Below are 14,812 nucleotides of genomic sequence, written 5' to 3'. Positions count from 1 at the left end.
ACGCCGCTTTTTTGACACGTGCATCATCGCGCGTTGACCTTCCGCGGGGCCCCGCCCGCGCGCAATGAAAAAGCCGCGCAGCTGCGCGGCCCGCATGGATCGTGCCGTTCAAACGGAAGCGGCAACAGCTTGTTTCGCATAGCGAATCAGCGGGTGTCGTCATGACGGCCCGCTGTCGAATGTGTCAGCGTTCCGTCACGCGGCCGTCACCGCCGCCTCCGTTCGCGCCGGCGTCGCTTCGCGCGCCGCGCGGCGGTCGGCACGGATCATGTCGCTCGCGCGCTCGGCGATCATCAGCGTCGGCGAATTGGTGTTGCCCGACGTGATGAACGGCATCACCGACGCATCGACGATCCGCAGCCCGGCAACGCCGCGCACGCGCAGCCGGCTGTCGACCACCGCGCGCTCGTCATCCGCACGCCCCATCCGGCAGGTGCCGACCGGATGGAAGATCGTCGTGCCGACGGCGCCGGCCGCGTCGATCAGCTCGGCTTCGCTCTGGTATTGCGTGCCCGGCAGGATTTCCGCGGGACGATAGCGCGCGAGCGCCGGCGCGGAGGCAATCCTGCGCGTCAGGCGCAGCGCGTTCGCGGCGACCTGCCGATCGTGGTCGGTCGACAGGTAGTTCGGCGCGATCGCCGGCGCGGTGCCCGGATCGGCGCTCGTGACGTGCACGCTGCCGCGCGACGTCGGCCGCAGATGGCACACCGACGCGGTAAATGCGTTGAAGCTGTGCAGCGGCTCGCCGAAGCGTTCGAGCGACAGCGGCTGCACGTGATATTCGAGATCGGGGCGCGTCAGCGCGGGATCGTCCGGATCCGATTTCGCGAATGCGCCGAGCTGCGACGGCGCCATCGACATCGGCCCGCGCTGCAGCAACGCATATTCGGCGCCGATCATCAGCTTGCCCCACCAGTGCGCGGACAGCGTGTTGAGCGTGCGCACGCCTTCGACGCGATACGCCATGCGCAACTGCAGGTGATCCTGCAGGTTTTCGCCGACGCCCGGCAGATCCTGCACGACGTCGATCCCGAGCGCCTGCAGCCGCCGGCCGTCGCCGACGCCCGACAGCTCGAGCAGTTGGGGCGAATTCACGGCGCCCGACGTCAGCAGCACTTCCGAGCGCGCCCGCGCCACGTAATCGGTGCCGCCGCCGTGATACTCGACGCCGACCGCGCGCCGCCCGTCGAAAATTACGCGCTGCGCCTGCGCGCCGGTGATCACCGTCAGGTTCGATCGCGCCATCGCGGGCCGCAGGAACGCCTTCGACGTATTCCAGCGCACGCCGCGTTTCTGGTTCACCTCGAAATAGCCGACCCCGGCGTTGTCGCCGCGGTTGAAATCGTCGGTGGCCGGGATGCCCGTCTGCTGCGCAGCCTGCGCGAACGATTCGAGGATCTCCCAGCGCAGCCGCTGCTTCTCGACGCGCCAGTAGCCGCCCGCGCCGTGCGCATCGCTCGCGCCCGCATGGTGATCCTCGCTGCGCTTGAAGATCGGCAGCACGCTGTCCCACGACCAGCCGGCGTCGCCGGTGGCCTCCGCCCAGCTGTCGTAATCCTCGCGCTGGCCGCGCATGTAGATCATCCCGTTGATCGACGAGCAGCCGCCGAGCACGCGGCCCCGCGGATACGACAGCGCTCGGCCGTTGAGCGCCGCTTCGGGCTGCGTCTTGTACAGCCAGTCGGTGCGCGGGTTGCCGATGCAATACAGATAGCCGACCGGGATATGAATCCAGTGATAGTCGTCCTTGCCGCCTGCTTCGAGCAGCAGGACGCGGATGTCGGGATCCTCGGTCAGGCGGTTCGCGAGCACGCAGCCTGCGGTGCCCGCGCCGACGATCACGTAGTCGAATTCGCCTTCGAGCGTGCGTGGAGTACTCACGGCGTGTCCCCTTCCTCGTTGTTGTGCGCCGCGCGGCGCGATGCCGCGCGCATTTTCAGCATAGTGCGTCGCGGGCCGCACAGGCAGCCGCGCGCGCCACGATCCGGTGAAGCGTACTCCCGCCGCCGTCCGCCGATCCAATGAGTTATGCTGAACTGCGTTATAAGCCGCGCTCATATCACGACGATGGATCTCACCCTGCTCCGCGCGTTCGCGACGGTCGCGCGCGAAGGCAACCTGACGCGCGCCGCCGCGCAGCTGCACCTGACGCAGCCGGCCGTCAGCCTGCAGATCAAGCATCTGCAGGAAACGCTCGGCGTCACGCTGTTCACGCGCACGTCACGCGGGCTCGCGCTCACCCGCGACGGCCAGACGCTGCTGCCGCATGCGGAACGCGCGCTCGCCGCGGCCGCCGATGTGCAGCGCGCCGCTGCTGCGCTGCGGCACGAGGTGCGCGGCCGGCTGCGGATCGGCACGATCCTCGATCCCGGTTTCCTGCGGCTCGGCGGCTTCCTGCGCGCGCTGGTCGAATCCCATCCGCAGATCGAAACGGCGCTGCGGCACGGGATGTCGGGCTGGGTGATCGAACAGGTACGCGCGCAGGCGCTCGACGTCGGTTACTACATCGGCCGGCCGGGCGAGGACGATCCGCTCGACGGCGCACTGTTCCACACCGTCACGCTCACGCATTTCCAGTATCGCGTGCTCGCGCCGGCCGGCTGGAAGGAGCGCGTGCAGCGCGCGCACGATTGGCGCGCGCTCGCCGCGCTGCCGTGGATCTGGACGCCGCCGGCGTCCGCGCACCACCGACTGCTGTCGCGGCGTTTCGCGGACGCCGGCGCGCAGCCGGTGAAGGTCGCCGAGGTCGACCAGGAGCAGTCGATGCTCGACCTCGTCAAATCGGGAATCGGATTGACGCTCGCGCGCGACTCGACCGCGCTGGCCGAAGCGCACGCGCATGCGCTGACGATCGTCGAACGCGTGACGGTGCCGACCGAACTGACGTTCGTGACGCTCGCCGAGCGGCGCGACGAACCGGCGATCGCGGCTGCGCTGCGGCTGATCGACGCGCAGTGGGCGATATGAGCCGTGCTGATGAAGGTGCCGCCCGGCCGGCACGCGTCATCTCGCCACGCCTGCCGTCACGCCACCGTCTCCGCGTTTTTGCTAGATTGTGCGTTCGCACACCGCGAGACCCCGATTGAAGGAGACCCGCATGGCCCGCAACATCGAGATCAAAGCCCGCGCCCGCGAATTCGACCGGCTGCGCGAACAGGCGGCCCAGCTCGCGACCGAAGCACCGCTGTTCTACCGCCAGCAGGATTTCTTCTACGACGTGCCGCGCGGCCGGCTGAAGCTGCGCCGCTTCGAGGACGGCACGCCGGCCGAGCTGATCTTCTACCAGCGCGACGACCGCGACGGCCCGAAGGCGTCGTACTACACGCGCAGCCCGGTGACGAACCCCGACGCGATGCATTCGCTGCTCGCGACCGCGCTGACCACGCGCGGGATCGTGACGAAGGAACGGCACGTGTACCTGGCAGGCCGCACGCGCATCCACCTCGACCGCGTCGACGGCCTCGGCGATTTCATCGAACTGGAAGTCTTGCTCGGCCCGGACGACGACGAGGCCGGCGGCGAAGCCGAAGCGCACGACGTGTTCGCGAAGCTCGGCGTGTCGCAGGACGATCTCGTCGCGGTCGCATACGTCGACCTGCTGAACGCCGACACGCAGCACGAACCGGCCTGATCCGGCCCCACCGGCGGCCGCGCAGTGCGTGCCGCCGTCAGCCCTGCCGCCGCCCGGTCACGGCTTCATGCGGCGCCGGGCGCCAGGTGCGCGAGCGGCAGCGCGCCGTTGCGCTTGAAGGTCGTCAGCACGATATTCGAGCGCACGCTGTCGACGCCCGGCACGCGCATCAGCTTCTTCATCACGAATTGCGACAGCGCGTTCAGGTCGGGCGCGACGATCCGCAGCAGGTAATCGGCATCGCCCACCACCGCGTGGCATTCAAGCACCTCGGGCAGCACGTCGATCTGCTGCTGGAACTGCTCGATGATCGAATCGCCGTGGTGCTTGAGCTTCAGGCTCGTGAACGCGGTGACGCCGAGCCCGAGCTTTTCGGGCCGCAGCATCACGCGATAGCCTTCGATCACACCGGCCGCCTCGAGCCGCTGCAGCCGCCGGCCGATCTGCGACGGCGACAGCGGCACCTCCTCGCCGAGCTGCTGATGCGTCGCGCGGCCGAAGCGCTGCAGCACGTCCAGCAGCGCGAGATCGAAGTGATCAAGTTCCAGCATGGGCATTCTCCGCATTGATTCGTGATTTGATGCGCGATTATCGCATCAACAGGCAAATCAACGCCAACTATGCGCCCAATCCGCGCGCAGCCCGCTCTACACTTGCATGGTCCCAACCACAGCGTACAGAGCCTGATCATGTCCACCGTCGTCACCGCGAAACTGCAGGAGCAGTTCGACGCGGGCCTCGAAACCCGCGCCGATTTCACCATCGACCAGCCGCTGCAGCGCTACGGCCAGGTCGACCACGCGGTGTGGAAGCAGCTCTATGCCCGCCAGTCGGCGCTGCTGCGCGGGCGCGCCTGCGCCGCGTTCGTCGCGGGGCTCGGCAAGATCGACCTGCCGGCCGACCGCGTGCCGTCGTTCGCCGACGTGAACCGCCAGCTGAAGCCCGCGACGGGCTGGGAGATCGTCGCGGTGCCGGGCCTCGTGCCCGACCGCGTGTTCTTCGAGCACCTCGCGAACCGGCGGTTTCCGGTCACCTGGTGGATGCGCCGTCCCGACCAGCTCGACTACCTGCAGGAACCCGACTGCTTCCACGACCTGTTCGGCCACGTGCCGCTGCTGATCGATCCGGTGTTTGCCGACTATATGCAGGCGTACGGCCGCACCGCGCTCGCGGTCGCCGACGACGAAGCGGCGCTGGCGCGGCTCGCGCGCCTCTACTGGTATACGGTGGAATTCGGGCTGATCCGCGATCCGCGCGGCACCGACGGGCTGTCGATCTACGGCGCCGGGATCGTGTCGAGCAAGGGCGAAAGCCTGTACAGCCTCGAAAGCGCGGCGCCAAACCGGCTCGGTTTCGATCTCGAGCGCGTGATGCGCACGAAGTACCGGATCGACACGTTCCAGAAGACCTATTTCGTGATCGACGATTTCGCGCAGCTGTTCGCGCTCGCCGACGTCGACGGCCGCGCACTGGCCGACCGGCTCGCGGCACTGCCCGAATTCGCGGCCGGCGCGGTGCGCGATACCGATCGCGTGCTGCACCGCGGCACGGGCGAAGGCTGGCCCGACGACGCCGACGCGTGACGCGCCGGGGCGCCGAGGCCGGCCGCCGGCCGCCCGTCGCCCTTTCCGCAACTATGAAACAATGACCGGTGCCGGCTTCGCCGCGCGGCACGACCGCGCGCGGGTACCGTTACCGAACGAGAGGTGCAAGATGATCCACAAGCTCACATCAGAAGAACGCAAGACCCGGCTCGAAGGCCTGCCGCTCTGGACGGCCGTGCCGGGCCGCGACGCGATCCAGCGCAGCCTGCGCTTCGCCGATTTCAACGAGGCGTTCGGCTTCATGACGCGCGTCGCGATCAAGGCGCAGGAAATGAACCACCATCCGGAATGGTTCAACGTGTACAACCGCGTCGACGTCACGCTGTCGACCCACGACGCCGACGGCCTGACCGAACGCGACATCGAACTCGCGCTGTTCATCGACCGCGCCGGCGCCCACGCGCAACCGGCCGCCTGAGTCCCGCCTCTACCGTCGCGCATCTTTCGATGCGCGACGCGTCAACTTTTCATTTCGATGAACGTTTTCTAGGATGTAGTGAGCGAAAGCCTTCAGCTTTCCAAGCCATCCTTAAGGCGCACGTAAGTCTCGTATGCTTTCCGTGCCTTGGGGTCTAAACCTTCCAGTTGCAGCGCGCTTTCGCGCTGTACAATCAGCAGCGCATACGGCTTGGAAAGCGCGCTGGCCTCTTCGCAGAGTTTGAGTTCGTCGCCGCTCGACGGCGAGCGGGCGCGCCAGAAATTGATCGCGGCTTCTAGGTCGTGGATCGAAATATCGGACATGATTGGATTTAATCGTTCGCTGGCCGCCATGCTTGATGTCAGGCGAAGCGGCGCCCCTGTGGAAACGGCGTCGTGCTGTCCGCGTGCCTGAACCGCCAACCCATTGTACTTGAGCGAACTTCATGCGACTCCTTCTGATCGAAGACGACCGCCCCATCGCACGCGGTATCCAGAGCAGCCTCGAGCAGGCTGGCTTCACCGTCGACATGGTGCATGACGGCATTTTTGCCGAACAGGCGCTGGCACAGAACCGCCACGAACTCGTGATCCTCGACCTCGGCTTGCCGGGCATCGACGGGATGACGCTGCTCACGCGCTTCCGCCAGACCAACCGCCACACGCCCGTGATCGTGCTGACCGCACGTGACGAGCTGAACGACCGGATCCAGGGCCTGAACTCCGGCGCCGACGACTACATGCTCAAGCCGTTCGAGCCGGCCGAGCTCGAAGCGCGCATCCGCGCGGTGATGCGCCGCAGCGGCCCGCACAGCGACATGCCGCGTCCGGAAGTGTCGCTCGGCGGCGTCCGCCTGTCGGGCGTCGACCGCCGCATCTTCAACGACGACAAGCCGCTCGAACTGTCGCCGCGTGAATTCGCGGTGCTCGAGATGCTGCTGCTGCGTCACGGCCGCGTCGTCAGCAAGGCCCAGCTGCAGGATCACCTCACGCACTTCGGCGGCGATCTCGGCGACACCGCGATCGAAGTCTACGTGCACCGCGTGCGCAAGAAACTCGAGCAGTGCCGTGTCGAAATCGTCACGGTGCGCGGCTTCGGCTACCTGCTGCAGGAAATCCGCCAGACGGCGAGCGTCTGAGCGGTGCAGTGCGCCGGCCGGCCGCGTGCCGCCGGCGTGTGCGCCCCGCTCCGCGTCGCCGCCCGGCGCACGACCGCGCCGCTCCCCGTGAGCGGCGCTTATCCATTTGCCCGTCGAAATGTCTCCTGATCCGGCTGTGACCACCAGCCTGCGCCGCTCGCTGCTCCGGCGCCTCGCGGCCCCGCTGTCGATGCTCGCGCTGATGAGCGGCCTGATCGCCTACTGGCTCGCGTGGCAATACACGCAGCACGTGATCGACCGCTCGCTCGCCGATCTCGCGACCGCCATCTCCAAACAGATCCAGATCGCCGGCCCCGACGCGCAATTCACGGTGCCGCCGCTCGCGCAGGCGATGTTCTCCGATCCCGCCGAAGCGCTGATCTACCGGATCAGCGACGGCGAGCAGGAACTCGCCGGCGATCCGAAGCTGCCGCTGCAGGGCATCAACGTACGCCGCATGCATCACGCGTACGTGTTCGAGGCCGAGTACGACAACCGCGCGGTGCGGGTCGCGCAGGTGCGCGTCGACGATGTCGACGGCGGCAAGCCGATGGTCGTCGAAGTCGCGCAGCCGGTACGGCACCGCTACCGGATCGCGGCCGAATTCCTCGTCGCGATCATGATGCCGCTGCTGCTGCTGCTGCTCGCGGGCTGGGGCATCGTGTGGCGCGTCGTGAACCAGCAGCTCGGCCCGCTCACTCATCTCGCCGATTCGCTGAACCGGCAGACCCACACGTCGCTGGAGCCGGTCGACGAAACCGACGTGCCGCTGGAAATCCGCCCGCTGACGAGCGCGATGAACGCGCTGCTCGGCCGCCTGAAGACCGCGCTCGACGCACAGCGCAAGTTCATCGCCGATGCCGCGCACCAGCTGCGCACGCCGCTCACCGCCGTGAAGCTGCATGCCGAGCAGGCCGCCGTCGCGCGCGATCCGCACCAGACCTTCACCGCGGTGCGCGAACTGCGCGCGGCCGCCGACCGCGCGGTGCGGCTGTCCAACCAGCTGCTGTCGCTTGCTCGTGCGGAACCGGGCGAACAGGCCGCGCGCTTCGTCAATGTCGACCTCGCCGCGATGGCGTTCGAGACGGGTGCCGAATGGGTGCCGCGCGCGCTCGCGTCGCACGTCGACCTCGGCTTCCAGCGTACCGACGACCCGGGCGACGACGGAAAACTGACCGTGCGCGGCAACCCCGTGCTGCTGCGGGAAGTGATCGCGAACCTGCTCGACAATGCGCTGAAATACGTGCCGCTCGCGCGGCCGGACGGCGCGCGGATCACCGTGAACGTCGCGCGCGGTGCGCTCGAAGACGGCCAGCCGGCCGCCGAGATCGTCGTCGAAGACAACGGCCCCGGCGTGCCCGCGAACCAGCAGGCCGACCTGTTCAAGCGGTTCTTCCGCGGCGATGCGCAAAGCGGCAACGGTGTCGAGACGGGTGCCGGGCTCGGGCTCGCGATCGTGCACGACATCATCGCGATACACGGCGGCACCGTGTCGTACGAGGATGCATCGGAAGGCGGCTCGCGCTTCGTGGTGAGGGTGCCGCTCGTCACTCAAACGGAAAAGCCGGCCAGCGAAACGCCGGCAGCGGCGCCGACGCACTGAACGATTCGCGGCGGGCAACCGCCGGCCCGTTGGCCGGACCGCCCGCCGGATCAGGAAGCAGGATGGACGATCGCGACACGGCAACCGTCCGCCAAAACGACAGCGGCGGCGCATGGTGCGCCGCCGCCGGTCTTACTTCTTGCTCTTCTTGTCTTTCGACCGGGACTCGGACTTGCCGTCCTTCTTGTCCTTCTTCTTTTTCTTCTTCCCGCCTTCATCCGACGTCGCGAGCAGCGTGCCGCGACACGACGGCGCGCCGCAATGGCATGCGTATTCGCGCTTGAGCGTCTTCGTCAGCTTCGCATCGATCACGAGGCCGTAGTCGTAGAACAGCTCCTCTTCCGGCCCGATATCGCGCAGCGCGTGGATGAACACGCGGCCTTTGACTTCCTCGGCTTCGCAGTTCGGCGCGCACGAATGGTTGATCCAGCGTGCGCTGTTGCCGTCGATCTTGCCGTCGATCACGCCGCCTTCGTCCAGTGCGAAGTAGAACGTATGGTTCGGCTCGCTCGGGTCGTGCGGATGGCGGCGCAGCGCTTCCTTCCACGAAATTCGTTCGCCCTTGTATTCCACTACGCGCTCGCCGGCCTTGATCGGCGCCACGGCGAATACGCCCTTGCCGTGTACTCCCGAGCGGCGCACCGCGATCCTGCGTGAACTCATCGAACGAATCCTTGTGAAGACGACTTGAATGGAAGCGGCCGCGATGACGGCCTGGCGTCGCGCCAAACGAAAACGCGGCACCGGTCGGTGCCGCGTCGGGGCATGCGGCGAATCACCCGCATCCTACACGTTCACGATTGCTTCGTTCAACATCGCGCGCAATATTGCACGCACGACGCTCAACGCTGGCCGAATGCGACGTCGCCGAACAACGCCTTGTGCTCGCGCGGCTGCGAACGCCAGTATTGCGGCGGCGCCGTCACCTGCGCGCCGAGCTCGGCCGCCGCGTGCCACGGCCAGCGCGGGTCGTACAGTATCGCGCGCGCCATCGCGACGAAATCGGCATCGCCGGATTCGATCAGCCGGTTCGCATGCGCGGGCTCGTTGATCAGGCCGACCGCCATCGTCGGCATGCCGACCGCGCGCTTCACGGCCTGCGCGAACGGCACCTGGTAGCCGGGCGACAGCGGAATCTTCTGCAGCGGCGACACGCCGCCGGACGACACGTCGATCCAGTCGCAGCCGCGGCGCTTCAGTTCATGCGCGAACGCGATCGTATCGTCGAGCTCCCAGCCGCCTTCGACCCAGTCGGTCGCCGACACGCGCACGCCGACCGGCCGGTCCGCGGGGAAGGCCGCACGGACGGTCTCGAAGATCTCGAGCGGAAAGCGCATCCGGTTTTCGAGCGAGCCGCCGTATTCGTCGGTGCGCTGGTTCGCGAGCGGCGACAGGAACTGGTGCAGCAGGTAGCCGTGCGCCGCATGCACTTCGAGCGCATCGATGCCGAGCCGCGCGGCACGCTTCGCCGATGCGGCGAACGCTTCGCGGATGCGGTTCAGGCCCGCGGCATCGAGCGCGAGCGGCGGCGTCTCGCCGTCCTTGTGCGGCACGGCCGACGGCCCGTGCGGCAGCCAGCCGCCGTCGGCGACCGACACGAGCTGGCCGCCCTCCCAGGGCACGGCGCTCGACGCCTTGCGCCCCGCATGCGACAGCTGCATCGCGATGCGGACCGGCGAATGCTTGCGGATCGCGGCCAGCACCGGCTTCAGCGCGGCTTCGGTCACGTCGTCCCACAGTCCGAGATCGCCGTGCGTGATACGCCCGTCGGGTTCCACCGCGGTGGCCTCGATGCAAAGCAGCCCCGCACCCGACAGTGCGAGATGGCCGAGGTGAATCATGTGCCAGTCGGTCGCTTCACCGCGTTCGGCCGAGTACTGGCACATCGGGGAAATCACGATCCGGTTCGGAAGGGTCACGCCGCGCAGCGTGAACGGAGAAAACAGCGCAGTCATGGAAGCCGCTCGCCAGGAAAGGGGAAGAGCCGACGAGCGTAGCACGCAGGCTTGAAGCGTGCAGACGGCGCAACCGACAGCAAGCGGATGGTCAGGTACGGCCGGCGGCGACGTGCCGGCGAAGCGGAAAATGCGTGGCGTACAGCAATGCGCCGGCCTGCAACGGATACAGGCCGGGCCAAACCTTCGCGGCGGGCAGGGTCGCCCGCGGCGCTATAGCCCGACGCTGCCGAGCCACTCCGAGAACATCCGTCGCGCGGCCGTTTCGAGCGCGGGGCCGTGCTGCACGGTATCGGCGCGCAACTGGCGCGCGTCGATGCCCGGCGTCGCCGCGATTTCGCCGGCGTTCGCGATCAGCCAGGGTTCGAAGCGGTCGGTGCGGATTTCCGGATGGCATTGCAGCGCCAGCACGTGCTGCCCCCAGGCGAATGCCTGATGGCGGCAGGCCGGCGTGGACGCGAGATGGATCGCCCCGCCCGGCAGGTCGAACGTGTCGCCATGCCAGTGCAGCATCGACGTCGCCGCGCCATCGAGATGGCGCAGCGGCGACGCGCGGCCGGCGTCGGTGAGCGTCAGCGGCGCCCAGCCGAGTTCGTGCTGCGCAGCCGGATACACGCGTGCGCCGAGGGCACGGGCGATGAACTGCGAGCCAAGGCAGATGCCGAGGATCGGCAGCCCCGCGTCGATGCGCTGGCGCACGAGCGCCAGCAGCGGTGCAATCGTCGGGTACTGCGCGTCGTCATACACGCTGAGCGGCCCGCCGAGCACGACGAACAGCGACGGCTCGAGTACGTCGAGCACCTCGATCCGCGACGATCCGACATCGACATAGCGCACCCGTCGACCGCGTTCGCCGAGCACCTGCTCGAAGCTCCCGAGATCCTCGAAATGCACGTGGCGGATCGCCACGACTTCAGCGTTCATCATCGGCCTCCCGGTCGATCGACGGACGTCAGCCTGCGAAAATCTTCCAGGTCTTCTTCTGCGTCGCCGCGTCGGCTTCTTCCTGCACCGAGCAGTCGAGACGCAGATCGCTGTCCGACATCGAGATGTCGAGCGCCGCGCAGTGATGCACGGTCTTCTTCGACAGCTTGCCCGGCTGGAAGTGGGCGCACGTCACGCACATGCGCTGCGGCGGCGTCGCACCGGCCACCTGCAGCTCGCGCAGCGTCTTCAGCAGCGCGCGATACAGCGCGCCCTGCTCGTCCGCGCCGAGCTTGCCGACCGCTTTCGTCAGGAATTCAGGCCATTGCAGCGCCTTCTTCGCGGCCGTACGGCCACGCGCCGACAGACGCACGGCCAGCGCACGGCCGTCGTCCAGCGCACGGCGCTTCTCGACGAGCCCCTTCGTCTCGAGCGTGCTGACCGCATCGCTCGTGGTTGCCGCGGTGAGCTGCGTCTCGCGCGCGATCTCGCCGAGCCGCATCGGGCCCTTGCGCTGCAGCAGCAGCACGAGGATCTCGCCCTGCGTCGGCGTGAGGCCGGCGCCTTCCGCCCAATCCCATGCCTGGCTTCGCATGGCCGTACTCAACCGCAGCAGGCTGTGGGTCACACGACCCGAAGCCTGGTTCCCGTAAACGCCTTCGCTCATAGTCTTTTCGCTTTGCCGCCGCCCGGGTTGCCGAGCGGCCGTAGTGTGGAGATCGAATGTCTATCTCAAAACAAACGCGCTCTCTCGAGTGCGTCAGCACGGCCGTCGCGAGGCACACGCGGCGGTCGCGTTCGCGGCGACCGGAGAGACACGCGTCGTTCCGGTGTCCGCAAAGCCGACATTCTAAGCGAGAGCGGAAAATCGCACAGCTAAGTTATCCCCTGCATTCTGTGGAAAATCGCTGGATAACTGAAATTTTTCGTTGTGCCTGCAATGCCGCGCGCCCGCGGAACGGGGCGCGCCTGCATTTTCCTGTTCGGATCGGCCATCGGCCGAACGGTAATGATCCACCGGGTTATCCCGCGCACAGATCGTTGACTTTGCAGCGGAATATCGGGTTATCCACAGATTTTCAGGACGACTGGCAACGATTTCGGTCCGATATGACGCCGATCGCCATTCAGCGAATCGCGACGCGGTCGAGCCTGCAATCTGCAAAACATTTTTTCATTCGCGCCAACGTAAGCACTGCTGCCGGACCGTCTCGTTCAGCGATTTTTCCTGTTTGAAAACGGTTCTCAACCACGAGGCATCGTTCACGCGCGCCTTCGCGAGCGCGCCGATCTCGTCGAGCGCCGCGCGCGAGCCGAGCGCGGCCGCGTGCGGCGCGATCCGGTCGAGCGTATCGAGGATGTCTTCCGCGATCGTGCGGCGCTCACCCGTCTGAGGATTCACGCAGGTACCCTCGAGCCCGAAGCGGCACGCTTCGAACCGGTTGAACGTGTAGACGAGGTAATCGTCTTCCGACAGCTTCAGCGGCCGGTCGGTCAGCAGGTAGCGTGCGAGCGTCTGGATGTAGCACGCGATCGCCGCCGCGCGGTCGACCGACAGCGGCGTGTCCATCACGCGCACCTCGATCGTGCCGTAGCCGGGCTTCGGGCGGATGTCCCAGTAGAAATCCTTCATCGAGTTGACGACGCCCGTGTTCACCATCTTCGTGAAGTACTCCTCGAAGCTGTCCCAGGTCAGCACGAACGGCGCGCGGCCCGACAGCGGGAATGCGAACACCGAATTCAGGCGTGCCGAATGGAAGCCCGTATCGACGTTCTGCACGAACGGCGACGACGCGGACAGCGCGATAAAGTGCGGAATGAAGCGCGACATCGAGTGCAGCAGGAACAGCGCGCTGTCCGGATCGGGACAGCCGATGTGCACGTGCTGGCCGAATACGGTGAACTGCTTCGCGAGATAGCCGTACAGCTCGGAGATGTACTGAAAGCGCGGCGCGTCGTAGATCTGCCGGTCGCTCCATTGCTGGAACGCGTGCGTGCCCCCGCCGGCCAGCCCGACGTTGAGCTGGTCGGCTGCCTTCACGAGCACGTCGCGAATCGCATGCAGCTCGCTGACGGCCTGCTCGTGCGAATGGCAGATGCCGGTCGACAGCTCGATCATGCTCTCGGTGATTTCCGGCGTGATGTTGCCCGGAAAGGTCTCGCCCTGGATCAGGCGCATCAGGTCGGACGCCGCTTTGGTCAGGTCGTAGTTGTGCGTGTTGACGACCTGGATCTCCAGCTCGACGCCGAACGTGAACGGTTCGGAATTGACGAAGGTTTCGAGTGCCATGGCAGTTTCCGGAATCAGTTGCTGTCGCTGCGTTCGCCGACCGCCGACAGGCAGCGGTAGACGACGAACGGGCTGACGAGCTGCAGGACCACGATCGAGCACATCACGATCGCGCGCAGGTGCGGGTCGAAATTCGGGTAGAGCTGGTAGGTATCGTCGACGAGCAGGTACGACAGCGCGGACATCGGCGTGAGCGCGATGCCGAGCGCGATGCCCTGCTTCATCCCGAGGCCGCTCGGCTTCGCGAACGCGACGACGCCGGCCAGCTTCGCGACGAGCCGCGTGACGATCAGCACGATCGCGAGCAACCCGCCGAGCGCGATGTCGCCCCACGTGAACGACGTGAGCGCCAGCACGAACAGGATCACCGTCAGCAGCCAGCCGGCCGTGCCGAAGTGCTCGGGCCACAGCTGCGGCCGCGCTTCGAGGTTCTTCACGATGATGCCGGCGAGCAGCAGCGTGAGCAGCGTCGACAGCTTCAATGCCTGGGCCACCGCGATCGCGAGCATCACGAGCCCAAACAGCGCAACGAACGAATGCTCGTCGCGCATCGTCGAGGTCATGTGGCGGAACAGGTAGTTGCACGAACGCGCGACCAGATACGCGACGACGAACGAACCGACGATCAGGTACAGCGGCTGCAGGATCGTCGCGAAAACGTTGCCGTACGCTTCCTGATGGAGCCAGCTCGTCACAAGCTTGGTCAGCACGATCGCATACACGCTGTTGAGCGCGGTCAGCGTGATGAGGCGTTGCGACACTTGCCCTTCCGCGCGCAGTTCGGTCTTCAGCTGGATCACCATCGACGGCGACGTCGCGATCGCGATCGCCGACAGCACGAGCGCGACCATGCCCGACACGCCGAGCGCGAGCATCACGAACAGCACCAGCACGAACGTCAGCGTCGCTTCCGCGAGGCTCGATGCGATCAACCACGGATTGCGGCGAATCCATTTCAGGTCGAGACGGCTGCCGAGCTCGAACAGCAGCAAGCCGAGCGCGACATTCATCAGCAGCCGCGACGTTTCGTCGGTACTGGCATCGATCACGCCGAATCCGAACGACCCGGCGATCAGGCCGATCACTGCATAGCCTGTGATGCGCGGCAGGCGCCACGCGCGATAGCACAGCTCGCCACACAGGCCGGCCGCAAACAACGCGAGCCCGGCCCAGAACACGGCATCCGGCGTGAGCGGCCAGTTGGGCAGGAATGAGAACGCCGACTTCATCGTGGTGACTTCTCCTTTGG

At 66.9% G+C, this 14,812-nt stretch carries 15 protein-coding genes; 6 read left to right on the top strand and 9 right to left on the bottom strand.

Features of this window, described 5'->3' with window-relative positions; all coding sequences use genetic code 11:
- Window positions 1-195: 195 nt before the first annotated feature.
- Window positions 196-1,881 carry a GMC family oxidoreductase gene (locus AC5LXK_RS00385; protein WP_493389860.1) on the bottom strand — a complete coding sequence of 562 codons (1,686 nt, stop codon included), beginning with the start codon at window positions 1,879-1,881 and terminating at the stop codon, window positions 196-198.
- A 186-nt stretch (window positions 1,882-2,067) separates the two neighbouring features.
- Between AC5LXK_RS00385 and AC5LXK_RS00380 the strand changes: the two genes are divergently transcribed.
- Window positions 2,068-2,967: a LysR family transcriptional regulator gene (locus tag AC5LXK_RS00380; protein ID WP_493389859.1), complete on the top strand. Its 900-nt coding sequence runs from the start codon at window positions 2,068-2,070 to the stop codon at window positions 2,965-2,967.
- Between the two features lie 130 nt (window positions 2,968-3,097).
- Window positions 3,098-3,631: a class IV adenylate cyclase gene (locus tag AC5LXK_RS00375; RefSeq protein ID WP_493389858.1), complete on the top strand. Its 534-nt coding sequence runs from the start codon at window positions 3,098-3,100 to the stop codon at window positions 3,629-3,631.
- Between the two features lie 65 nt (window positions 3,632-3,696).
- Here the strand turns inward: AC5LXK_RS00375 and AC5LXK_RS00370 are convergent, their stop codons facing one another.
- Entirely contained in the window at window positions 3,697-4,182 is a 486-nt protein-coding gene (locus AC5LXK_RS00370; RefSeq protein WP_006408082.1) for an Lrp/AsnC family transcriptional regulator, read from the bottom strand.
- Between the two features lie 138 nt (window positions 4,183-4,320).
- On the opposite strand from AC5LXK_RS00370, the gene phhA reads away from it, so the two are divergent.
- Both phhA and AC5LXK_RS00360 read left to right on the top strand, forming a co-directional pair.
- Window positions 4,321-5,214 carry a phenylalanine 4-monooxygenase gene (phhA, locus tag AC5LXK_RS00365; protein ID WP_493389857.1) on the top strand — a complete coding sequence of 298 codons (894 nt, stop codon included), beginning with the start codon at window positions 4,321-4,323 and terminating at the stop codon, window positions 5,212-5,214.
- Between the two features lie 130 nt (window positions 5,215-5,344).
- Window positions 5,345-5,653 carry a 4a-hydroxytetrahydrobiopterin dehydratase gene (locus tag AC5LXK_RS00360; protein WP_039352208.1) on the top strand — a complete coding sequence of 103 codons (309 nt, stop codon included), beginning with the start codon at window positions 5,345-5,347 and terminating at the stop codon, window positions 5,651-5,653.
- A 92-nt stretch (window positions 5,654-5,745) separates the two neighbouring features.
- On the opposite strand, the gene AC5LXK_RS00355 is transcribed toward AC5LXK_RS00360, so the two are convergent.
- Window positions 5,746-5,976 carry a DUF3717 domain-containing protein gene (locus AC5LXK_RS00355; RefSeq protein ID WP_006401493.1) on the bottom strand — a complete coding sequence of 77 codons (231 nt, stop codon included), beginning with the start codon at window positions 5,974-5,976 and terminating at the stop codon, window positions 5,746-5,748.
- Between the two features lie 122 nt (window positions 5,977-6,098).
- On the opposite strand from AC5LXK_RS00355, the gene AC5LXK_RS00350 reads away from it, so the two are divergent.
- Together AC5LXK_RS00350 and AC5LXK_RS00345 are read left to right on the top strand one after the other, a co-directional pair.
- Window positions 6,099-6,791, top strand: coding sequence for a response regulator (locus AC5LXK_RS00350; RefSeq protein ID WP_006401494.1), 693 nt, complete (start codon window positions 6,099-6,101; stop codon window positions 6,789-6,791).
- A gap of 118 nt (window positions 6,792-6,909) precedes the next feature.
- The gene (locus AC5LXK_RS00345; protein ID WP_493389856.1) at window positions 6,910-8,394 is read left to right on the top strand and encodes a sensor histidine kinase; all 1,485 of its coding nucleotides are present in this window, start codon (window positions 6,910-6,912) and stop codon (window positions 8,392-8,394) included.
- A gap of 132 nt (window positions 8,395-8,526) precedes the next feature.
- On the opposite strand, the gene AC5LXK_RS00340 is transcribed toward AC5LXK_RS00345, so the two are convergent.
- From AC5LXK_RS00340 to AC5LXK_RS00315, 6 genes are all read right to left on the bottom strand, one after another.
- Complete coding sequence (locus tag AC5LXK_RS00340) at window positions 8,527-9,057, bottom strand: SET domain-containing protein (protein WP_124454593.1); 531 nt, start codon at window positions 9,055-9,057, stop codon at window positions 8,527-8,529.
- Between the two features lie 179 nt (window positions 9,058-9,236).
- Window positions 9,237-10,349 carry an NADH:flavin oxidoreductase/NADH oxidase gene (locus tag AC5LXK_RS00335; protein WP_493389855.1) on the bottom strand — a complete coding sequence of 371 codons (1,113 nt, stop codon included), beginning with the start codon at window positions 10,347-10,349 and terminating at the stop codon, window positions 9,237-9,239.
- A 213-nt stretch (window positions 10,350-10,562) separates the two neighbouring features.
- A complete protein-coding gene (locus AC5LXK_RS00330) occupies window positions 10,563-11,273 on the bottom strand; it encodes a glutamine amidotransferase (RefSeq protein WP_493389854.1) in 711 nt (236 codons plus the stop codon).
- A 28-nt stretch (window positions 11,274-11,301) separates the two neighbouring features.
- Window positions 11,302-11,940 carry a MarR family winged helix-turn-helix transcriptional regulator gene (locus tag AC5LXK_RS00325; RefSeq protein ID WP_043184842.1) on the bottom strand — a complete coding sequence of 213 codons (639 nt, stop codon included), beginning with the start codon at window positions 11,938-11,940 and terminating at the stop codon, window positions 11,302-11,304.
- Window positions 11,941-12,447: 507 nt separating this feature from the next.
- Complete coding sequence (locus AC5LXK_RS00320) at window positions 12,448-13,563, bottom strand: YbdK family carboxylate-amine ligase (RefSeq protein ID WP_006490006.1); 1,116 nt, start codon at window positions 13,561-13,563, stop codon at window positions 12,448-12,450.
- Window positions 13,564-13,577: 14 nt separating this feature from the next.
- On the bottom strand, window positions 13,578-14,792 hold the full coding sequence (locus AC5LXK_RS00315) for a cation:proton antiporter (RefSeq protein ID WP_493389853.1): 1,215 nt from the start codon (window positions 14,790-14,792) through the stop codon (window positions 13,578-13,580).
- Between the last annotated feature and the right edge of the window lie 20 nt (window positions 14,793-14,812).

It is taken from the genome of Burkholderia pulmonis (assembly GCF_984667975.1).
This window is presented reverse-complemented; position numbering and strand designations above follow the sequence as displayed.